Genomic DNA, 19777 nt, shown 5'->3' with positions numbered 1-19777 from the left:
GCAAGGAGACCAGCTCGTTCCAGCACACCGTGCTCTAGGATGCGGGTCCATGCGCCTGGGTTTGTGCCTCCTCTCCCTGCTTGTTGTTTCGACGGGCTGTCGTCATGGCGCCATCCCGTTCCTGCCCGCGAGTCATGGCCATCTGTTACTGGCCATGGATGTGGTGCTGAGAGATGCCTCTCCACGGAAGGATTCGTGGGACGTCTCCGCGCTCCTCGCGGATGCGTCGGTGGGCAAACCCCCGGTCGAACTGGAGCCAGAGCAGGCCCCGGGGGGCTTCGCTGAAGCGGTCCAGCTCCTGAAGGGCACCCCCTCGCAGGAGGAGGTCCAGCGCGCCCTGGGCGACCTCTCCGCCGCCTGCGAAGCAGGTCTTCAGGCGTCCTGCGCGTTCCTGCACGACTCACTCGGTCGTCCGGAGCTCATTTCGGGAGGGCGGTTCGTCTCGCCACACCCGAGAACGCTGGTCGAGCGCGGAATGTTCTCGCTCCTCATCTTCCAGTGTCGGTTCGATACGGATGGACGGGTCCGCGACTGCAAGGTCATCGAGGGGGGCCCGGTGGAAGGCACCCAGCGTGTCCTCGATGAGCTGTACGCCTCCCTCTATCGCCCGCCGACCCTGGCAGGCCATCCGTTGAGCATCCCCTACACGTTCCACTTTCGCTTCACTCCTCCGAACAGGGCGCTGACGAGGGAGAATGAGCTGGCGTGGGCGCGACAGCGGGTGTCCCAGTATCCGCAGAGCGCCTCCGCCTGGATGGCCCTCGCCCAGTGGCTGGCGGTGCAGTCACCCGAGGAGCGGTCGTATTCCCAGGCGCTGGCACGCGCCCATTCCCTCTTGCCCGGCTCCTGGTGGGCCGCGACGGAGGTGGCCTGGCAGCAGGTGCAGGCCGGTCAGTACGCGGCGGCACTGATCACGGTGCGCCCCTCCATGCGTCGCGAGCAGGCCAATCCCTACGTGCTGGAGACCGCCGCCGCCGCGTACTTCGGGCTGGGGCAATGCCCGGAAGCGTTGAAGGTGCAGGAGCGCGCGGTGGGGTTGATGCCGAACGCGTGGCCCCAGCCGGAACAAGAACGCTTCCAACGCAAGCTCAAGGACTACCAGACCGCGTGTGCCGCGCCCCCCGCCGCGGAAGCTCCGGACGTCAGCGCAGGGTCGGGTCCTCGCTGATCCGCGACACCGCGCCGTGCAGGATGCCGAGCTGCCGGGGCACCCGCTCCAGCAGGGCTCCCAGCACCGGGTCGTCACTGGTGCGCGGCAGGGAGAGCGGCGGCAGGGGCGGCGGCTCCCGCCGCTCCTGGAGCGCGCGGGCGAGCAATTCCAGACTGTCACTGGCCCTTTGCGCGAGCTGCTGCGGCAACACCGACGTGCGTCCTTCGAACCTCCCAGTGCCCAGCGCCGTCACCGCCAGCGCGAAGCGCCTCGCGTAGGTGAGCAGCGCCATGCCGGGCTCCAGGTGCTGCGGGGGGCCCCGGTATTCCGTCATCAGCCGCTGGAAGGAGGACTCCGCCTCCAGCAGGGCCTGATCCAACCGGCGCCGCTCCTCGTTCACCTCCGGCTCCGTGCCGCTGCGGTGCTGGGCAAGCTGTTGCAGATACTTCCCGTCCGCGCGCAACGCGGAGGCCGCCGCGTCCGGGAACCTGCGCCGCTCCGGACTGGGCCACAGCGTCCATGACCCCAAGAGCGCGAGCGCCCCCGCGATGAGCACCCCCAGCGAGCGCTGCGAAGCGACCGTCCAGTCCCCGGAGCTGAGCGTCGCCATCAGCAGGTAGTCCGGCGTGAGCAGGATCTGGAACGCCCCGAAGTTCAGCGGCAGCAACGCCACGGAGATGGCCGTCAGGAGGCTGATGACCAGGATCATCGTCCCGGGCGTGTGCACGGTGGTCGCGATGAGGGCCGCCAGGCTCGCGCCCACCAGCGTCCCCATCGTGCGCTGGAGCACGCGCTCCTCCGTGCTGCCCGCGTAGGGCTGGAGGATGGAGATGACCGTGAGGCTCACCCAGTGCGCGTCGCCCACCTGCAACGCCCGGGTCAGCCCCAGCGCCGCCGTCGCCACCATCCCCGTGCGCAGGGCATGCCGCAGCACCAGGGAGTCCAGGTGGAGGTTGTCGCGCAACGGCTGCCACGGTGAGACGCCAGGGGTTTCCTGCGGCCCCCCCACGGAGCCCTTGCCCTTGGCGGACACCGGGTCCCCGAAGAGCAACCCGGAGGCGGTTTCATGCGCCACCCCTGCGTACTCGCGCAGCCGGTCCAGCAGCGTGGAGACGTGCGCGGACAGCGGTCCCTCCGCGCCCCGTCGCACGGGCGGCGCGGACATCCTCGCGGGCTGCCTCCGCTTCGGACGCAGCGCCAGCCGGGGCGGGGCTTGCATGCCCTCGTTGCGCTCCTGGCGCAGGGCCCGCGCCACCCACCCGGCCATGGCGGAGTACGCTTCGCACAACCGCGCCACGCGCTCCCTCGTGGCGTACAGGTGCGGGTCGCGCCCCACCACCTGCATCGCCTCCGCGAGCGCGCTGAGCAGCGCCACCATGGGCTCCGCCAGCTCCACCAACACCAGCAGGTGCTCGCCGCGACGGGACTCGTCCGGACGTCCGCGCCGCGTCGCCGCGAGCACGCCCCGGGCCCGCTCGATGGTCGGGCGGATCCCCGCATGGCGACTCAGGCCCGCGGCCCACGCTTCCGCCGTGGCCCCGTCCGTCGTCGCCGTGCCCAGCTCCTCCGCCGCGGTCTCAAGCGCCGCGTATATGCGGGCCACCGCGTGGCGCGCGGGCCGGTAGGGACGCAGGGGCCACAGGATGAGCGACAGCGTCATCGCCCACAGGCCGCCGAGCAGCAGGCCCCCCCCGCGCGCGACCGCCTCGTGGAGGGTGGTGGCGGGCGCGCCCAGCGACACCACGAAGATGACGGCGAGCTGGCCTCCCACCGCCCCGGCCGTGTCGCCGTAGCAGCGCGCGAAGCTGGCCGCCGTGACGCCCAGCAACAGCAGGGTGGCGTCCACCCAGTACGTCTGGCCCGCGGGCGCGGCGAGCATGCCGACCAGCGTCCCCAGCGCCGTCACCATGCCCATGATGCGCGCGCGCGAGTTGTAGGAGCCGCCCTTGTCCGCGAGCGTGACGAGCAGGCCCGTGAGGCCCGCCCAGCCGGCCTGGGGCACGCCGAGCAGGAAGGCGAGGCACAGGGGCACCGACGTGGCGATGGCGGCGCGCAGCCCCGCCCACAGCGCCGGTCTTCCCGGCTCCACTCGGAAGAGCGTCCGGAGGTGTCGCAGCAGTCGGTGCATGGGGTGTCAGGGGACCGGCGGGCCGTCACCCCAGAGGGTGGCCACGGACGTTTCCCGCCACATGCGGACGCAGGCTCCACCCCTCCTGTCCGGACGGCATCGCGGGCCCGTGGCCGCAAGTTCCTCCCTCCCCAGGCGCTGGAGCGGGGCAGGACGTGAGCCCTACCTGTGTCTCCTCTTTCCCCTGCGGCGCGACTCGGGTCCTTCCAAGGGGGGCATGAATCGGATGTCGCGCGCGACCGGGCACCGCCGTCCGGTGGGGGGACGTCGAGGGCTGTCGGGCGGCGGAGGGCTCCTTGTCCGGACGCAGCCGGAGGTGGGAGCGCCACTCCCTGGCGCTGCGAGCGGGCGCTTCGCCCTGGCCTGGCCACCCGCAGGGATCTCCCTTCCGGGAAGACTATTTTTGAGAGGGCGCGCGACGGTGCCCGGAGAAGAGGCGACGCAGCACATGAGGTCCTCCTGGCTCCAGAGCGTCGGGTTGCTGGTCGTGTCCGCGGTGGGTCTGCTGGTGGGCGGCGTCGCGTGGTTTCTCGGCGCCTCCCGGGTCGCGGACTTCGCCTGGGCCGCGGGTGCCGTGCCCGTGATGATCGTCGTGGCGGCATCCATCCTCCAGGCCCTGCGCCGCGGCACGACCGGGGTGGACGTCGTCGCCCTGCTCGCGATGGGTGGGGCGCTGGGGCTCGGGCAGTACCTGGCGGGTGCCATAATCGCCCTCATGTATTCGAGCGGTGGGGCCCTGGAGGGCTATGCGCGCGCTCGCGCGGGTCGCGAGCTGTCCGCGCTGCTCGGACGCGCTCCCAAGGTGGCCACCCGATATGAAGAGGGCGGGCTCGTGCAGGTGCCCGTGGAGGCCCTTCGGCCCGGCGACCTGCTCTTCATCAAGGCGGGCGACGTGGTGCCGGTGGATGGCCTCGTGGCCTCCGCCGAGGCGGTGCTGGACGAGTCGGCGCTCACGGGCGAGGCGCTTCCCGTGGCCCATCCCCGTGGGCAGCGGGTGCGAAGCGGCCCCGTGAACGCGGGCCCGCCTTTCGAACTGCGCGCGCTCTGCTCGGCGGATGAGAGCACCTATGCGGGCGTGGTGCGACTGGTGCGGTCCGCACAGGCCTCCAAGGCGCCCTTTGTCCGCATCGCCGACCGCTACGCGCTGCTCTTCGTCCCGTTCACCCTGGCCCTGGCCGGCGGGGCCTGGTTGCTGTCCGGTGACCCGGTGCGCGCGCTCTCCGTCCTCGTGGTGGCCACGCCGTGCCCCCTCATCCTCGCCGCTCCCGTGGCCATCGTGTCCGGCATCTCCCGCGCGGCCCGCCGCGGGGTGCTCATCAAGGATGGCGCGGCCCTGGAGACGCTCGCCCGCGCGCGGACGTTGCTGTTCGACAAGACGGGTACCCTCACCTCGGGACAGGCCCGGCTCACGGCCATCGAAACCCAGGGCACCCAGGAGCCCGAGGCGCTGTTGCGGCTGAGCGCTTCGCTGGAGCAGGCGTCCCAGCACGTCATCGCCAGCGCCATCGTCTCCGCCGCGCGGGAGCGGGGGCTCGCCCTCTGCTTGCCCACCGGGGCGCAGGAGCAGCCCGGGGCCGGCATGCTCGGTGAGGTGGAGGGACACCGGCTGCGGCTCGGCTCGCCCGCATGGGTGGGGGGCCCGGAAGCGCTCACGCGCTGGACGCGCGGGGTGCTGCGACGCATGGGCTACGAGGGCTGTTCCGGCGTGTTCGTCTCCATTGATGGCCGGTTGGCGGGAGCGCTGCTGCTGGCGGATGAAATCCGTCCCGAGGCGCCCAGGGCGCTGCGCCTGTTGAGCCGGGCCGGCGTGCGGCGGACCGTGATGGTGAGCGGAGATCGGGCGGAGGTCGCGGAGACCCTTGGCGCGGCCCTGGGCGTGGACGCCGTGCTTTCCGAGCGCAGCCCAGAGGAGAAGGTCCAGGCCGTCCTCTCCGAACGCGCCGCGGGCGTCACCGTCATGGTTGGGGACGGCATCAACGATGCGCCCGCGCTTGCGGCCGCGGACGTGGGCGTCGCCATGGGGGCGAGAGGTTCGGGGGCCTCGGCCGAGGCCGCGGACGTGGTGCTGCTGGTGGACCGGTTGGATCGGCTCGTGGAGGCGATGCTCGTGGCCCGCCGCGCTCGCTCCATCGCCCTGCAGAGCGTCGCGGTGGGCATGGGCCTGTCCCTGGTGGCCATGGGGTTCGCGGCGGTCGGCCTGCTGGGGCCGGTGGCGGGGGCCGTGCTGCAGGAGGGCATCGACGTGGCCGTCATCCTCAATGCCCTGCGGGCCCTGGGCGGAGGAGGCCTGTCTCCGGCGGGCCACGGCCTGCCGGAGCAGACGGTGCGCCACCTCAGGACCGAACACCAGGAGCTGCGCCCGGTGCTCGAGCGCGTCCAGTCCCTGGCGGACCGGATGGATGCGCTGGGGGCACGCGAGCAGCACGCCGAGCTGGTGGAGCTGGATGGGCTGCTGCGCGAGCGGCTGTTGCCTCACGAGCACAGGGACGACAGCGAGCTGTATCCCAAGCTGGCGCGGATGCTGGGGGGCGAGGATCCGCTGGGCACCATGAGCCGCACCCACCGGGAGATCGCCCATCTGGGGCGTCTCTATCACCGCCGGGTGGTGGACCTGGGCGAAGCGGGGCCGGACGCCGTGGAGCAGCGCGAGCTGCGCCGGCTCCTGTATGGGCTGGGCGCCATCCTCCAGCTCCACTTCGCCCAGGAGGAGGAGCTCTTCGAGGCGGTCTCCTGAGCGCCAGGCTGCATCAGCCCGTTTCGCGGACCGGATCCGGCGCGTCCTCGCGCGCGAGCGCGGTGCCGTCCCACGGGATGTAGCGCACGCCCGGCATGGCTTCCGGCGCGTGGAACTCCAGGGCGCCCACGGTGGAGGTGAGCTTCTTCGTGGGACGCCACGCGGCGAACGGGTGGGGCCGGGAGAAGAGCTCCAGCTCGCACCGGGCCACGTCGCTCTGGGCCACCATCACGTCCCAGCCCGTCGGGTCGCGGTACGCGTAGCCCACCAGCGTGCGCGGGTCGCACCACGCGCGGCCCTTCATGGCCACCGTGGCGGAGGTGGCGCTGAAGGCCAGCTCTCCCTGCGCGGGCGAGGTCACGCGCGTGAAGAGCATGTTGGGCATCTCATGGAACGTGTGTGCCGCGTCGCCCGTGCGCAGATAGATGGGCGCGAGCCTCGGGTGGCCGGGCTTGCGCTGGGCGCGCACGATCATCGCCTCCAGGCGCGCGTCGGGGTCCTCGCGGAAGCGCGGGCAGTACAGCCACGTCAGCTCCTCCAGCCGCCGGGTGCCCCACAGGTGCTTCTGCAGGCCGGGCGCGCCCTTCACCTCGTAGCGCTCGCCGTCCACCGTCACCGTGCCCTCGAAGGTGACGTCGTCGTGCACGTGGGTCACGCGCGTGGGCAGGGGCAGGAGCGCCGTGCCGCGCGGCTCGCGGCGCACCGGCGTGCGGCCCTCCGGCGTGAAGCGCAGGTCCCATGCGATGGAGTGCTCCCCGGAGGCCACCTGGCCGTGGCACTTGCCGGGGGAGAACTCCGAGTCCCCGATGCGCACCCCCGACGGCGACAGCGCGCTGAAGGCCGAGGCGGGGTGGATGGACTTGAGCGCCACCGCGGGCCGCGTGGACGATGCGCAGTCGAACGCCGCGGCCCACATCGTCGCGCGCGGCTCTCCGGGCGAACCCGGGGCCGGCGTGAACAAGGTGTAGCGCAACCACCAGGCGCGATCTCCGCCAGGGTCGAGCACCACCAGGAACCAGATTTCGAAGAACCCCCGCTGACCGTTCCAGCGCGGCAGGTTGGCGCGCTCGCTCGACGGCATTGATGCAGCCCCCTCTTCAAGGGCGCGATCCCGGCACCGCCCCCAGACGTTCCACGCTGGCAGATGGAGCCCGGTGCGAGCAAGGGGCCTCCGGTCGCGGATCCGCGAATCGCGCGCGGATCCGCCGGGGCCCCGGGTGCTTCAGGAACCCGGCACGCCCCAGGACACGCGGTAGGTGACGCTGTCGTCGTCGTACTGCACGACGTCCACCTGCGTGGCGGGGCCGCTGGCCGCGCGCACCGTGGCCAGCATCACGCCCTGCTTGAAGTAGCGCAGCAGGCCGGGCTCGTTGAGCCACAGGTCCGCTTCGCGCTCGCCGCGTTCGGTGATGCGGACCTCGGTGTAGTTGTTGCCCGTGCGGAAGCTGTGCTGCGTGCGCAGCAGCATCCGCTTGGGCCCGATGAGCCGCAGCACGCCCAAGAGCGCCCGGCCCACCATGGTGTCGCGGTATCCGTCAATCATCCGCTCGCCCAGCATCCGCCACGCCACCGGCTCCGGCTGCTCCGGGTGCAGGGACTTCGCGGTCAGCGCCACGCAGCGCGACCACGTGTCCAGCGAGTACGCCGGCTGCAGCGGTCGGTCCAGGTCCAGCCCCTCCTTGCGCAGCTGCTCCTTGAGGGTGAAGGACACCTTGCCGGACAGTCCCCGGACGAAGAGTCCTTCGACGATGGTCGGGAACACCAGTTTCTCGGCGGAGGCCATGATGGCCATTCCTCCCAGCCCTCCCGGTCCGGGTCAAGCCCTCCAGGCCGGATGACGTCCTTCGCCAGAACCTCGTGTCACCCTCCAGGGTCATTCCCCCCGCCACATCCCGGGTGGCACCGACCCCGGGTCGTGTTGATACAATTCAAGTAAAACAAGACAGAGCTTTGAGGCCTGGAGACGAGCTTCGTGTCTTCACTCGTCCGGGAGTGGGCCGTCGTCGGTCCCTTCCATGTGACGAAAGAAAGTCCGGGCCGGTTCCTCCAGTCCGCGCAGGTACTCCAGATAGCCCCCGGTAGGGTCTCCTTCCGAGTCCGAGGTGAAATGGCGTTCGGCCTCCTCGTAGAAGCGCTCACCGTGGTGTCGCAGCGCGAGCCAGAGGATGGAGATCCGCAGCAGTCCCGCTTCCTGCCCCGAGGCGTGGTTGAGCGACTCCATGGCCTTGAAGCAGGCCGTGACATCGCGGTGTCCGGTGAGCACGGCCCGGGCCAGCCACCAGTTTCCTCCCATCTCCGTGTTCATCTCCGCCTTGAGCTGCGCGAAGTGCGCCCAGGCGAGCTCGCACAGGGGATCCAACTGGAGCGCCTCCTGCAACGCATCCACCTGTTGCCAGGGATCCTCGATGGCGGCGGCCTCGGCGGCGCGCCTCCAGGCGAGGCCCACCTGACGTCGGCCGCTGCCGAACGTTTGCTCGAGCAGGGGCGTGGTGAAGTGTTCGAGCACCCGCTGCGGTTCCAGCTCCGGGTTCCGGTCGAACCACTGGGAGAACAGGCGCTCGGCTTCGCCGAACCTCCGCAGGCGGAAGTACGCTCCCGCGAGCAACGCCGTGACGCGGCGATCCTCGGTCAGCGTCGCGGCGTACGCGTAGCAGGCCACGGCCTGTCGGGCGCATCCCCGCAGGAGCAGGGCTCCCGCCATCCCGCTCCACCAGTCATCGCGTTGCAGGTGGCCCAGGTCATTCATCGCCGCCAGTCGCAGGTGGTGCACCGCCTCCCGGCCGAGCCCGGACACGCGCAGGTGGTGGGCGAGGTGCGCGTGCAGGGCGCTTCGGGCGGCGGCCTCGTTCGTCCGCTCCAGGAGGAGCGCGAGCATCGCGCGGTAGCGCTGGGGGGCCTCGGACCGCCGGGCGTCCGGGCGGCTTCGCAGGACCTCCAGGCCCACGCGGGCCGCGAGCAGCGTCTGGGGTATCAGCTCGCGGGCCGCGAGGACCTCCGCCGCGCCGAGCACGTCCTGGAAATCCTCCGTCGCGAACAGCACGTTCCACACCACGGGCTGAAGCAGGAGGCGGGCGACGGTGCTCTCGGGCCAGGCGCTGGCCCGGAGGGCTTCCACCAGGAGCGCCGCCGCGTCGTGCCGGAGGCCCGCGATGGAGAGCGCCATGGACGCGATGAGCCGCACCACGCCAGCGGCCTCCTCCGCCGTCGGCTCCGGGGACAGGGACGTGGGCAGGGCGTGGCGCAGGTCCGAACACTCAAGCCGGATGGAGCTCCAGTCGGCCGCCACGTCCAGCACGACCTCCGCCTGCGCGGACTCCAGGCGCACCCGGGAGCGCGCGGTGTCCATCCAGGAGGCCACCGAGTCGTGCACCTCCTGGGAGAAGTCGCCCGGTGGCAACTCCAGCCGCACCCGCACGGGGGCAGGGGGCGGCATGGCTTCTCGCACCCCGAAGAATTCACGCACCTCCTCCAGGAGTTCATCCGGCTCCCGTGTCCGGAGCGCGTCCTCCAGGCGCAGGCGGACGTTCTTCTGGAAGTCCCACCGCATGCGCTCCTCGGCGGAGTGCGAGGCCGCGAGGCGGTGGACCCACGCGAAGAACAACCCGTTCGTGGGCGCATGGAAGCCGACGAGCATCACGGGATGCGCCGCGTCCAGGTACTCGCGCAGCCGCTCGGTCCGGAAGGTGACGGCCACGCCCGTGTCATCCCCCTGGCCGTCGTCGGTGGGCTCGATGGAGGCGAAGAACGCGGGGCCCTGGGCCTTGCGGTGCTCGAAGGGTTGGACCCGGGCATCCAGGCCGTGCTCCCGGTGCGGGTCCTGGATTCTCCAGTCGGACGGCAGGGCTTCGTGGAAGGCCCGCCGGGACAGCGTTTCAAGGACCTGCGCTCTCGGTCGGGTCAGCATCTCGCACCCCGGAGGGAAGGGACGTCGGGACTGTAGTCCGAACGGGGGGAGGTCACCCCATGGGGTCATCTGGTAGCGTCCGGTCATCCTGACTCCCCGATGATGTCCCGTCCCCTGGCGTACCTGCTGCTGTTGCTGTCCGTGCTGTGCGCGCTCCCGGCCCTGGGCGCCAGGCCCGTGCCTGCCTCCGCGGCGGACGGGATGGCGATGCTCCAGCGTCTGGACACCGCTCGCGTGCAGGGGTCGCCCAGCGCGTTGCGCAGGGAGCTGGAGGCGCAGGAGGCGAAGGCGCCCAAGGATCCGATGCCCCGGCTGTACCGGGCCTTCCTCGCGCTGCCCTCCGACGAGAGCTTCAGCGAGTTCAAGGCGCTCGCGGTGCTGTACCCGGAGAACCCCTGGCCGCACGTGGGCATGGGGCTCGTGTACGTGCGCTGGAAGATGCTCCAGGAGGCGGGCGCGCCGCTGGAAACCGCGCGCAAGGCCGTGCCCGGCTTCGCGCCCGCGCTCTGGGCGGATGGCCTGCGCCTCCAGGCGGAAGGCAAGCCCGCGGAGGCCGAAGGGCGGCTGCGCGAGGCGCTGGCGAAGCTGGACATCCCGCGCATCCGCACCGACCTGGGCCTGCTGCTCGCGGGCCGGCCGGGCGGGGCGGTGGAGGCGCGGACGCTCCTGGTGCGTTCGGTGAAGGACTGGCCGGAACAGCCGGAGGCGCTCCAGGTGCTCTCGCGGCTGGCCGCGGAGGCGGGCGATGCGAAGGCGGGCGCGGAGGCGGGCGCGTTGCTCGTCGCGCTCCAGCCGCACGACCGCGAGGCGCACCGGCGACAGGCGGAGGCGTGGCTCGCCGTGGGGGACAAGGCGCAGGCGGTGAAGATGCTGGAGCGCTACGCGACGCTCGGCGGCGCGGAGCCGGTGGTGCTCTCCTCCTGGGTGCGGCTGAGCGCGGAGCTGGGGCGCCCCGAGGACGAGGAGAAGGCCCTGGTGCGCTTGAGCGCCGCGACCCCGAAGGACGCGGAGCCGCTGTCGCGGCTGGCCACGCTGGCCGAGGCCAAGTCGGACGTTGCCGCCACCGAGGCGCGGCTGGATCAGGCCGTGGCGCTCGCGCCGAACCGCGCGGACCTCCAGGTGCGCAGGGCGCGGCTGTTCCTCAAGCAGGAGCGCTACGTGGAGGCCATGGCCGCGTACCGCGCGACGCTCGCCGCCACGGAGCGCCCGGTGCCCGAGGCCGTGGCGGAGACCGCGGAGCTGAGCCGCAAGCTGCACCTGCCCTCGACGCCCGCGAAGGGCACGGTGGAGCAGATCTACGACCGGGTGTCGCTGGGGCTCGTCGCGCTGTACCTGGAACACCTCCAGTCAAAGCCGGACCTCAAGGGCAACCTCAAGGTGCGCGTGGACGTGGATCCGACCGGGAAGCCCACGAAGGTCGTGGTGCTCTACGACAGCCTCCAGGACGCGCTCATCACCCAGAGCGCGAGCGTCGCCTTCATGGACGCGCTGTACCCGCCCGGCAGCGCATCCCAGGAGCACCAGTACGTCTTCCGCCCCCCGCGCTGAAGGGGCCGGACTCCCCGCGCCACGACGGCGTTCCTCCCGGGGCATGGCTGGAGGGGGTGGGGTGGTTGACGGTGGTGGCGGTGGCCGGTGAAGACTGCGGGCTGTCCTCCGCCCGACCGGGAGTCCCGTCCTTGAACGCCGCACCGCTGACGCCCGAAGCCCTCTGGCCGCGCACGCTGGAGGTGACCCGGCAGGCCCTGGCGACGGGGGCGTTGCAGCCCATCGCCACCGAGGCTCGCACCGTGATGGCCGCGGGCGCGACGTTCCAGGTGCGCGTGCTGGGACGGGTGGCGCTCAAGGAGCGTCCCCGGCCGGTGCCCACCGGCGCGGCGCCGTTCAACCCGTTCGCGCAACCGGAGCCGGACCTGGTGTTGGGGGACGTGGCGCCCGCGCACGTGTGCCTGCTCAACAAGTTCAACGTCGTGGAGCACCACCTGCTGCTGGTGACGCGCGACTTTGAATTCCAGGACGCGCTGCTGACGGCCGGGGACTTCGACGCGCTCGCGACGTGCCTGGAGGGGCTGGACGGGCTGGCCTTCTACAACGCCGGGGAGATCGCCGGCGCGAGCCAGCGGCACAAGCACCTGCAGCTCGTTTCGCCGCTGGGTCCTGACGGGCTGCGGGCTCCGGTGGAGGCGCTGCTCCCCGAGTTGCCGGGACCGGGCCGCGGGGTGGTGGCGGCGACGCTGCCCTTCCTCCACCTGCTGGTGGGACTGGGGCCCTGGGGGACGCCGGCCCCGGGGGCCCGGATGCTGGCGGCGTACCGGTTGCTGCGCGAGGCGCTCGGCCTGGGCGCCACGTCGCCGTACAACCTGCTGGTCACCCGGGACTGGATGATGCTCGTGCCCCGGAGCCGCGCGGAGCACCTGGGCGTCAACGTCAACGGGCTGGGGTTCGCGGGCTCGCTGCTGGTCCGCACGCCGGAGCAGTTCGACGCCGTCGCAGCGCTGGGGCCGTTGGAATTGCTGCGCCAGGTCACGGGCCTGCTTCCGTAGGGGATGTGCAACCGCGCGAGCGGACCGGCACAATGGGTGTCAGTTGCTTCACCCCGCGTCGCGATGACGGGGGTGGGGGGCCCTACCGAGGGAAGCGACGATGATGGATGTGAATGAACTGGCCCGGGTGCCGGGAGTGAATCCCCAGGTCCCCGACGCGGCGCGGATCTACGACTACACGCTGGGCGGCACGCACCATTTCGATGCGGACCGGCAGGCGGCGGAGTTCATGTTCTCGCTGCTGCCCGCGACGCGGAAGTGGGTGCGGATGCTGCGCGCGTGCCTCCAGGTGGCGGCGAAGCGGCTGTCGTCGGAGGGCTTCACGCACTGGGTGGACTTCGCGTCCGGCCTGCCCACCAACGACCATGTGCACGGCGTGCTGCCGCCGGACGTGAAGGTGCTGTATTCGGACATCAACCCGCTGACGATGGCGCAGGCGCGCGTGCTGCTGGGCGAGGACCCGCGCGTGCGCTACCTGGAGTGCGACATCCGTCAGGCGAAGGCGTGCCTGGAGCGCCCGGACGTGCGCGAGTTCCTGGGCGGCCAGCGCAAGGTGGCCCTGGGCGCCAATGGCATCACCGTGTTCCTCAAGGCGGAGGAGAACCAGAAGTTCTTCCGCGATCTGTATGACTGGGCCGCGCCGGGCTCGAAAATCTTCACCACCTTCGAGACCAAGGACCCCGCGAAGACGACGCCCCAGTGGGAGCAGTTCGTGGGCATGTTCCAGAAGATGGGCGAGTCCTTCGAGCTGTTCTCCCTGCCCGAATACCTGAAGCTCTGCGAGCCGTGGACCCCCGGCCCCGGTGGTGTCCTGACGGTGCGTGAGTTCCTGGGCCTGCCCGAGGGCCACATCACCGAGGAGGACCGGGAGGGCGTGGGCATCGAGTTCTATGCCGTCATCCTGGAGAAGAAGTAGCCGGCGGCGCTCCTCAGCAGCGCTCGTCCTCCAAGGCGCACCTGCCTGATGCGCAGGGCGTGAACGGCGGGTGAGCGCAGCCAGAGGCAGGGCAGGCGCAGGTGGTGACCCTGTGCGTGGCCGGGTTGCAGCACGGACCGTAGTCCATGACGGGGTCCTCCGGGCCCGCGTCCACGGTGCCCGCGTCACTGCTCGTTCCCCCGTCGGTGCCGGCGTCCGTGCTGGTGCCTGCATCCGTGCTGGTGCCTGCATCGGTGCTGGTGCCTGCATCGGTGGTGATGCCGCCATCGGTGCTGATGCCTGCATCGGTGTTGATGCCGCCATCGGAGACGGACCCCGCGTCGTTGGGCACGGGTCCGCCATCCGGGTCCTTGCCGCAGCCGTCGCAGGGGACACAGGCCTGGCTGAGCGACTCCGCGCAGGTGCCGGACTCGCAGGCCTTGAAGGCGGCCGGGCAGCCGTTGGACGACTCGCAGAGGCACGTGTCCACCTGGCCGGAGACGCAGCAGACGGCCCACGTCACCTCGCCCAGGGGGTCCAGGTCTTCATACAGCGGGTCGAAGCACCCCGCTCCGAGCAGGGCGGGCAGGATGGCGAGCAGGAGTCGGTTCACGTGCGGTTGGGACACCCGACGGGCGTGGCCTGGGACATGCCGCCGGGGCGCGACTAGTATCCCACACCCCGTTGCGGATTCGATGTCCCAGGCCACCGGGCCCGGGTGTCACAAGCACGAACAGGAAGGTCGGACACGCGGATGGCGAGCGGGCTCGGTGCGGAGGAGCTCAGGGAGCTCTACGAGCGCTTCGCGCCCGTGGTGCACCGTCGTGCGCTCGCGTTGCTCGGCCGTGACGCCGATGCGTGGGACATCGTGCAGGAGGTCTTCGAGCGCATGTTGACGGCCGGCGCGCGGTTCCGACGGGAAGCCCGTCCCATGACGTACGTGTACCGCGTCACCACCAACCTGTGCCTCAACGCGCTGCGCTCGCGCCAGTTGCGAGAGCCGGCCCTCCCGGAGCGCGAGGAGTCCGCGGCCCTCACTCCCAGCCAGTGGGAGGCCGCCGACTTCATTCGCCACCTGGTGGGACGGATGGGCGAGCGCGAACTGGAGGTGGCCACGCTGCACTTCTTCGACGGGCTGACGCAGGAGGAGATTGCCCAGATGCTGGACGTGTCGCGAAAGACCATCGTCCGCGACCTGGAGTCCATCCGGAAGAAGGCCGCGGAGCTGGGGCGGTTGCCGGGGGAACACCTGGAGGCGGGCCGTGGCTGAACATCTCTCGCGGTTGGAATTGGATGAATGGCTTTCGGGCCTGGACCCAACGGGCCGCATGGGCGCGCACGTGGCGTCCTGCGCGACGTGCGGACCCGTCGCGGAAGAGCTGCGGCTCGCGCGGGAGTCGAGCCTGCGCGCGCCCCGGGCGGCGACGGTGTTCGCGAAGCTGGAGGCGAAGCGGGCTCTGCCGGCGCGGGCGCGTTGGAGCTGGCACTGGGGCGGACCGCTGGTGGCCGCGCTGGCGGTGGGGCTGGTGTTGGTCGTCTACGTGCCGAAGGGTACCGAGGACGGCGTGCGGCTGAAGGGGAGCGTGGCGCTGCGGCTCTTGTCGGAGGGCGGCGCGCCTGTGTCCAGCGCAAGGCCCGGCGAGCGCGTGACGCTGGCGGCGGGAACGGGTGCGCACCGGTACGTGCTGGTGCTCGCGGTGGATGAGGCGGGCGCGGTGGATGTGCTCTGGCCGCAGGGGGGAAGGACCAGTGGCGCCGTCGAGCCCGGGGCGGAGGTGAAGCTGCCGCCGCCGCTGGAGGTGACGCCGGGGTCGGTGGCGTTGCACGCGTTCTTCTCGGACACGCCGCTGCTCGCGGACGAGGCGAAGGCGGGGCTCCTCGCGCGCATCGCGGAGGCCCGGGCGAGGGGAAGGAGCCCGCTGGACGCGGCGACGCCCGACGGGCTCGGGAAGGCGAGCGCCCACGCGGTCCTGCGAGTCGCCCCATGAGGTTGGTTCAGCGCAGGCCCACGCGGTCCTGCGGATCGCTCCCTGAGGCAGGTCCTTCGCAAGTACCCGGTTTCGCGAGTCGCTTCATGAAACAGGTCATCTCCTGGCGCCCGGCTTCCGCGAGTCGTCCGATGACACGCTGGCTCTCCGCGGTGGCGGGGTTGCTCTCCGTCCTCTGCGTGTTCCTGGCCCCGCTCCAGGCCCGCGCGGAGGAGGCGCCGCGCCGCTGGGCGCTGATCGTGGGTGAGAACCAGGGGCTGTCGGGAGAGGAGCGGTTGCGCTTCGCGGAGGCCGACGCCCGGCGGATGCGCGAGGTGCTCCAGGAGGTGGGCACGGTGCCCCCGGAGCGCACCGTGACGCTGCTGGGTACGGATGCCGCCACGCTGCGTGAGGCCCTGACTCGCTTCCAGGCGCGGTTGTCCTCGGAGGCCTCGCCGCGTGACTGGCTGGTGCTCTACATCTCCTCGCACGCGGGGGACGGCCGCCTGCACCTGCGCGGCACCGAGTTGCCAATGCGCGAGCTGGTGGACTTCCTCAAGAGTGCGCCCGTGGGCGTGGGGCTGCTCATCCTGGACTCGTGCCGCTCCGGTGTCGCCACGCGACTGAAGGGCCTGAAGCCCGTGGCCGCGCCCATCACGATGGAGGCCGCGGACCTGGAGGGACGGGTCGTCATCAGCGCCTCGGGCGCGGACGAATACGCACAGGAGTCGGACGCGTTGCAGGGCTCCTATTTCACGCACCATCTGGCGGCGGGCCTGCGAGGCGCGGCGGATGCGTCGCGAGATGGGCGCGTCACGCTGGAGGAGGCGTACCGCTACGCCTACGCGCGCACGCTTGAGTCCACGCTCGTCTCCGCGGGAGGACTGCAGCGCCCGACATTCCGGATGGACCTGCGGGGACGCGGAGAGCTCATCCTCTCCGAACCCCAGCAGGCACGGGGACGGCTGACGCTGGATGTGAAGGCCCCGGGCCGCTGGCTGGTCTTCTCCTCCGAAAGCGGCGCGCTGGTGGCGGAGCTGGAGAAGGGCGAGGGCCCCACGACGCTCGCCGTGGCGCCGGGCGCGTACCGGTTGCTGCTGCGCGCGGAGGAGGGCTTCCTGGAGCGGTCCGTGACGGTGCCCATCAATGGCAGTGCTTCCGTGGGAGGCGCGCCCCTGGAACAGGCCGCGCGGTCGCGACTCGCGCGCAAGGGTGGGGCGGGGTCAACGCTGTGGCTCGCGGTGGGGCCATCCCTGACGTCTGGGATTGTCGCGGGCCTTCCCTCCATCGCGGGCCTGGACGTGCGCCTGGAGCGCGAGGGCCGGCTGGGATGGGGGCTGGATGCGTCGGGTGTGGGGCTCTCGGTGCGTCGGGGTTCAAGCCAGTGGGTGGCCTTCCGGCAGACGGAGCTGGAGTTGCGGCTCAACGCGGGACCGCAGTGGAAGCACGGTCCGTGGACGTTCTCCGGTGCGCTGGAGGCAGGGGCGCTGGCGGTCTTCCAGGGCGGACTTCCCTTCGATGAATCACGCTTCGGTCTGGAGCCGCTGGCGCTGGTGTCCGGAGGCGTGAGGCTGGACGTGCGGAGCGGCGTGTCGATGCAGCTGATCGCGTCGGCGGGAGGCGTGGTGGCGCGCAGGGATACAGGCGTGGCGCTGGTGCCCCGGGCCTCCGCGTCGCTGATGGTGGGTTTCGCGCTGTAGCCCGAGGGTCGCGGTCTCCGCGCGCTTCCGGGTAGAAGACTCCTGCTGAATCTTCCGCTGGAGGCTCCCGTGTTCGTGCGCCGTCACCCGCTGCTCTTCGCCACGCTGTGCTTCGCCCTGGGGTGCGCGGGCTCTCGTCCCGCTGCTTCGCCGCCGCCCGCCGAACTTGGAGCGCTGGAGCGGGTGGCCCTGGTGCACGGGGGCGCGGGACCGTGGGCGGTGGCGGGCTATCGCATGGGCGACTTCGCGCTCCGTCAGTTGGACCTGCCACGGGGCAGCTTCAAGCTGGAGGTTGTCCACCACAGCCCGGCGCTGGTGCAATACACCTGCGTCGCGGACGGGGCGGCGGCGGCCACGGGCGCGAGCCTGGGCAAGCTCAACCTGTCGCTGGTGACGACGCCCACGCCGGAGGCGGTCGCGACCACGTTCCGCAACCGCACCACCGGCCAATCCCTCACCCTGCGCCCGTCCGCGAGCTTCGTGCAGCGCTTCAAGGACGTGCCGCGCGAGAAGCTGGGTGAGGCGGGCCGCGAGGTCCTCACCCTGTCGGACGCGGATGTCTTCGAGGCCATCGCTCCGGGGCCCTGAGGCTTCCCGGTCAATCCACCGGGGGGCTGCCGTTCAACCAGAAGTAGCGGTCGCCGCTGCGCAGGGCCTTCTCCAGGAACTCTCCGAAGGAGGAGGCTATCCGCTCCACCTCTGGGTACGTCTCGTGGAAGGCATCCAGCAGTGCGTAGCGCTCGTCGGTGCGCTGGGCCACGTCCAGAATGACGAAGTTGGTGTCCTGCAGGTCCACCAACGTGTACTGCGAGGGTGCTCCATCCTGGTCTTCGTCACTCCCTCGGATGGCGAGCCGGGCCCGTTCAATCTCGTCCAGCGAGAGGAAGCAGTAGTTCGCGTTGGGCAGTGGCTTGAAGAGCGTCCCTCCGTCGCTGTGCAGATAGAAGTCACGCAGGTCTGGGTCCAGCTCCCAACCCAGGCGCGCTTCAACGGCTGCAATCTGCCTGGGCGTCGCGGGTGGACGGGGAAAGTGGAGACGGGAGAACTCGGCCAACAGATGCTTCATGGGCATGTTTCAGTCCGAGTAGGGCCGTGCTGGACCCGGCGTGCTCCACTGCCCGCCTCCGGAGTAACAGGCAGGATACTGTTTGTTAAAGGCCTCGTGCACGTCCGAGGGCACGGGAATCACGTTGTCGCGGGCGACGGGTGCCCCACCGTGGGCCAGATCGAAGACGTGATGGCCCGCCCAGTTCTTCCCACTGCTCGTGGGCCATGTTCCAAGCTCGGCACTCCAATCGTCCCGGAACCGATCGCGAGCGTTGTTCCAGGTGTCCCGCCGCCACTTCAGGTCTGGCACCGTCGGGTAGTCGCAGCAGCAGTGCGTGATGGCCAGTCGCCCACCAGCTTCCGCAGGGAGCAACATGAATCGCCCCTGCCAGTCCCCCTTGAAGTCGGCCAACCACATGCAGCCCATGAGGGCACGGCCCTGGACCGCGCACTTCGACTCGCACCTGGACATGAGTGCGGCGCTGCACTGCCAGGGGCCGTAGTAGATGGTGGTGCGCAGCTGGCCGCCATCCGGGGTGTTGACCACGGGCCCTACCCACCTCGCGGATGCGGGGGGCCCGACGGCGCCGACGGTGGCGGAGCCGCAGCTGGCAAGGGCGAGAGCGAGGGCGACGCTTGCGACGTGGCGTACAGCAGTCATCTCAAACCATGACAGCACAACCCGGCATGCAGGGGAATCCTCCCTCCCCTCGCGCGCCTGCCCTCCCGAGGAATACGAAGCAAGGGTAGGTGTTGGGATGCAGAGCTGCATGCGTGGTGCACGGGCGATGTGCCACAGCAAGGCCTTCATCTGCGCCTTTGGAAAGCGCGTCCTCGGAAGGCCGAACGAATACGCATCCATCAAGGTCGATTCCGAGGGAGGGGCGGCGCGGATCGAGACGCTCGTGCACGGGCACTTCGGAATCCGCACCACCAGTGTCGCGGCTTGTCTGACCCAACACCGCGCCCTTCACGCGGGGAGCGGGCCCGCCTGCTCCTCCTCACACGGGGCTGACGCTGGTCGTCGGAAGGGTTACACCTCGCCCATGCCCCGGATGGATGGTGCGAGGACAGGCTGCGGACGGCGTGAGGTGAGGCAGGCCTGTCTTCCCCTGCTCATGGCCCTCTTCCTCTTGTGCGCCTGCAAGGAGGAGGTCCCTCCGGCCTATGTGCGGTTGTCCGGCCCGGCTCCGACCCTCGCGGGTGTTCCGACAGACGGAGCCCAGCTCCTGGTGTTCTGGGCCGCGTGGTGTCCTCCCTGTCGTCAGGAAGCCCCTGAGCTGCGGGCCCTGGCGCGCGACCTGCCCCAGGGGTTGCACGTCGTGACGTTCGGCCGCGATGCCTCCCTGGAAGAAGTGTCCCGCTTCTTCGACGGCCGCGTGCCTCCGGAACTCAACCTGCGATTGGATGCGGGCGAAGTGGCCACGCAGGCCCTGGGCGCTGAAATCCTTCCCACCAGCATCCTGGTCGTGGAGGGGCGCCTGGTCGCCCGGTTCACGGGCCCTCGGAGGTGGGACGCCCCCGAGATGCGACGCCTCCTGGAGCGGTTGATGAAGGAACGGCAGGACCCTGCCGCTTCGGCCCCGCTGCGTTGACCCCGGCCGCCCGGTGCTCATATAGAAAGAGCCTCGCGCGCATGCAGACCCTCTTCCGACTCCTGGCCGTCCTCCTGGTGCTGACGACAGGCG

General features: G+C 71.1%; 17 protein-coding genes. 10 read left to right on the top strand and 7 right to left on the bottom strand.

Going from position 1 to position 19777, the window contains the following annotated elements; translation table 11 throughout:
- Window positions 1–49 precede the first annotated feature (49 nt).
- Window positions 50–1168 (top strand): hypothetical protein, encoded by a 1119-nt coding sequence (locus OV208_RS17360; RefSeq protein ID WP_267574950.1) that lies wholly within the window; start codon window positions 50–52, stop codon window positions 1166–1168.
- On the opposite strand, the gene OV208_RS17355 is transcribed toward OV208_RS17360, so the two are convergent.
- Window positions 1143–3278, bottom strand: a complete 2136-nt coding sequence (locus tag OV208_RS17355) for an FUSC family protein (protein WP_267574949.1) — start codon at window positions 3276–3278, stop codon at window positions 1143–1145. The genes OV208_RS17360 and OV208_RS17355 overlap by 26 nt on opposite strands.
- Window positions 3279–3726: 448 nt before the next feature.
- Between OV208_RS17355 and OV208_RS17350 the strand changes: the two genes are divergently transcribed.
- On the top strand, window positions 3727–6012 hold the full coding sequence (locus tag OV208_RS17350; RefSeq protein ID WP_267574948.1) for a heavy metal translocating P-type ATPase: 2286 nt from the start codon (window positions 3727–3729) through the stop codon (window positions 6010–6012).
- 13 nt (window positions 6013–6025) lie between these two features.
- Here OV208_RS17350 and OV208_RS17345 read toward each other — a convergent pair whose 3' ends face one another.
- The 3 genes from OV208_RS17345 to OV208_RS17335 form a co-directional block, all read right to left on the bottom strand.
- Window positions 6026–7093, bottom strand: a complete 1068-nt coding sequence (locus OV208_RS17345; RefSeq protein ID WP_267574947.1) for a hypothetical protein — start codon at window positions 7091–7093, stop codon at window positions 6026–6028.
- 141 nt (window positions 7094–7234) lie between these two features.
- Window positions 7235–7795, bottom strand: a complete 561-nt coding sequence (locus OV208_RS17340) for a DUF2378 family protein (RefSeq protein ID WP_120542719.1) — start codon at window positions 7793–7795, stop codon at window positions 7235–7237.
- Between the two features lie 195 nt (window positions 7796–7990).
- Complete coding sequence (locus OV208_RS17335; RefSeq protein WP_267574946.1) at window positions 7991–9916, bottom strand: DUF4365 domain-containing protein; 1926 nt, start codon at window positions 9914–9916, stop codon at window positions 7991–7993.
- A gap of 99 nt (window positions 9917–10015) precedes the next feature.
- On the opposite strand from OV208_RS17335, the gene OV208_RS17330 reads away from it, so the two are divergent.
- The 3 genes from OV208_RS17330 to OV208_RS17320 all read left to right on the top strand — a co-directional run bounded on the left by OV208_RS17330 (window position 10016) and on the right by OV208_RS17320 (window position 13375).
- Window positions 10016–11464, top strand: a complete 1449-nt coding sequence (locus tag OV208_RS17330; protein ID WP_267574945.1) for a hypothetical protein — start codon at window positions 10016–10018, stop codon at window positions 11462–11464.
- Between the two features lie 131 nt (window positions 11465–11595).
- Window positions 11596–12459: an ATP adenylyltransferase family protein gene (locus tag OV208_RS17325; RefSeq protein ID WP_267574944.1), complete on the top strand. Its 864-nt coding sequence runs from the start codon at window positions 11596–11598 to the stop codon at window positions 12457–12459.
- Between the two features lie 100 nt (window positions 12460–12559).
- Complete coding sequence (locus OV208_RS17320) at window positions 12560–13375, top strand: SAM-dependent methyltransferase (RefSeq protein ID WP_267574943.1); 816 nt, start codon at window positions 12560–12562, stop codon at window positions 13373–13375.
- A 13-nt stretch (window positions 13376–13388) separates the two neighbouring features.
- Here OV208_RS17320 and OV208_RS17315 read toward each other — a convergent pair whose 3' ends face one another.
- Window positions 13389–13988, bottom strand: a complete 600-nt coding sequence (locus tag OV208_RS17315) for a hypothetical protein (protein WP_267574942.1) — start codon at window positions 13986–13988, stop codon at window positions 13389–13391.
- 141 nt (window positions 13989–14129) lie between these two features.
- Here OV208_RS17315 and OV208_RS17310 point away from each other — a divergent pair, with 141 nt between their 5' ends.
- The 4 genes from OV208_RS17310 to OV208_RS17295 all read left to right on the top strand — a co-directional run bounded on the left by OV208_RS17310 (window position 14130) and on the right by OV208_RS17295 (window position 17630).
- Window positions 14130–14645 (top strand): sigma-70 family RNA polymerase sigma factor, encoded by a 516-nt coding sequence (locus tag OV208_RS17310; protein ID WP_267574941.1) that lies wholly within the window; start codon window positions 14130–14132, stop codon window positions 14643–14645.
- A complete protein-coding gene (locus tag OV208_RS17305) occupies window positions 14638–15363 on the top strand; it encodes a hypothetical protein (protein ID WP_267574940.1) in 726 nt (241 codons plus the stop codon). Before OV208_RS17310 ends, OV208_RS17305 begins: the two co-directional genes overlap by 8 nt.
- 131 nt (window positions 15364–15494) lie before the next feature.
- Complete coding sequence (locus tag OV208_RS17300; protein WP_267574939.1) at window positions 15495–17042, top strand: caspase family protein; 1548 nt, start codon at window positions 15495–15497, stop codon at window positions 17040–17042.
- Between the two features lie 69 nt (window positions 17043–17111).
- Complete coding sequence (locus tag OV208_RS17295) at window positions 17112–17630, top strand: FmdE family protein (RefSeq protein ID WP_267574938.1); 519 nt, start codon at window positions 17112–17114, stop codon at window positions 17628–17630.
- 10 nt (window positions 17631–17640) lie between these two features.
- Here OV208_RS17295 and OV208_RS17290 read toward each other — a convergent pair whose 3' ends face one another.
- Both OV208_RS17290 and OV208_RS17285 read right to left on the bottom strand, forming a co-directional pair.
- Window positions 17641–18108, bottom strand: coding sequence for an SMI1/KNR4 family protein (locus OV208_RS17290; protein ID WP_324291388.1), 468 nt, complete (start codon window positions 18106–18108; stop codon window positions 17641–17643).
- A 9-nt stretch (window positions 18109–18117) separates the two neighbouring features.
- Window positions 18118–18636 (bottom strand): hypothetical protein, encoded by a 519-nt coding sequence (locus OV208_RS17285; protein ID WP_267574936.1) that lies wholly within the window; start codon window positions 18634–18636, stop codon window positions 18118–18120.
- A gap of 571 nt (window positions 18637–19207) precedes the next feature.
- Between OV208_RS17285 and OV208_RS17280 the strand changes: the two genes are divergently transcribed.
- Entirely contained in the window at window positions 19208–19684 is a 477-nt protein-coding gene (locus tag OV208_RS17280; protein ID WP_267574935.1) for a TlpA family protein disulfide reductase, read from the top strand.
- Window positions 19685–19777 lie beyond the last annotated feature (93 nt).

Source organism: Corallococcus sp. bb12-1, from assembly GCF_026626765.1.
In the GTDB taxonomy this organism is placed as follows: domain Bacteria; phylum Myxococcota; class Myxococcia; order Myxococcales; family Myxococcaceae; genus Corallococcus; species Corallococcus terminator.
The sequence above is the reverse complement of the archived record's forward strand: the minus strand, read 5'-3'. Positions and strand labels throughout refer to the sequence as shown.

What these genes read in the sequence shown, in the direction of transcription:
- OV208_RS17360 (WP_267574950.1), top strand. Translation starts at nt 50, where the DNA reads ATGCGCCTGGGTTTGTGCCTCCTCTCCCTGCTTGTTGTTTCGACGGGC.
- OV208_RS17355 (WP_267574949.1), bottom strand. Translation starts at nt 3,278, where the DNA reads ATGCACCGACTGCTGCGACACCTCCGGACGCTCTTCCGAGTGGAGCCG.
- OV208_RS17350 (WP_267574948.1), top strand. Translation starts at nt 3,727, where the DNA reads ATGAGGTCCTCCTGGCTCCAGAGCGTCGGGTTGCTGGTCGTGTCCGCG.
- OV208_RS17345 (WP_267574947.1), bottom strand. Translation starts at nt 7,093, where the DNA reads ATGCCGTCGAGCGAGCGCGCCAACCTGCCGCGCTGGAACGGTCAGCGG.
- OV208_RS17340 (WP_120542719.1), bottom strand. Translation starts at nt 7,795, where the DNA reads ATGGCCTCCGCCGAGAAACTGGTGTTCCCGACCATCGTCGAAGGACTC.
- OV208_RS17335 (WP_267574946.1), bottom strand. Translation starts at nt 9,916, where the DNA reads ATGCTGACCCGACCGAGAGCGCAGGTCCTTGAAACGCTGTCCCGGCGG.
- OV208_RS17330 (WP_267574945.1), top strand. Translation starts at nt 10,016, where the DNA reads ATGATGTCCCGTCCCCTGGCGTACCTGCTGCTGTTGCTGTCCGTGCTG.
- OV208_RS17320 (WP_267574943.1), top strand. Translation starts at nt 12,560, where the DNA reads ATGATGGATGTGAATGAACTGGCCCGGGTGCCGGGAGTGAATCCCCAG.
- OV208_RS17310 (WP_267574941.1), top strand. Translation starts at nt 14,130, where the DNA reads ATGGCGAGCGGGCTCGGTGCGGAGGAGCTCAGGGAGCTCTACGAGCGC.
- OV208_RS17300 (WP_267574939.1), top strand. Translation starts at nt 15,495, where the DNA reads ATGACACGCTGGCTCTCCGCGGTGGCGGGGTTGCTCTCCGTCCTCTGC.
- OV208_RS17290 (WP_324291388.1), bottom strand. Translation starts at nt 18,108, where the DNA reads ATGAAGCATCTGTTGGCCGAGTTCTCCCGTCTCCACTTTCCCCGTCCA.
- OV208_RS17280 (WP_267574935.1), top strand. Translation starts at nt 19,208, where the DNA reads ATGGCCCTCTTCCTCTTGTGCGCCTGCAAGGAGGAGGTCCCTCCGGCC.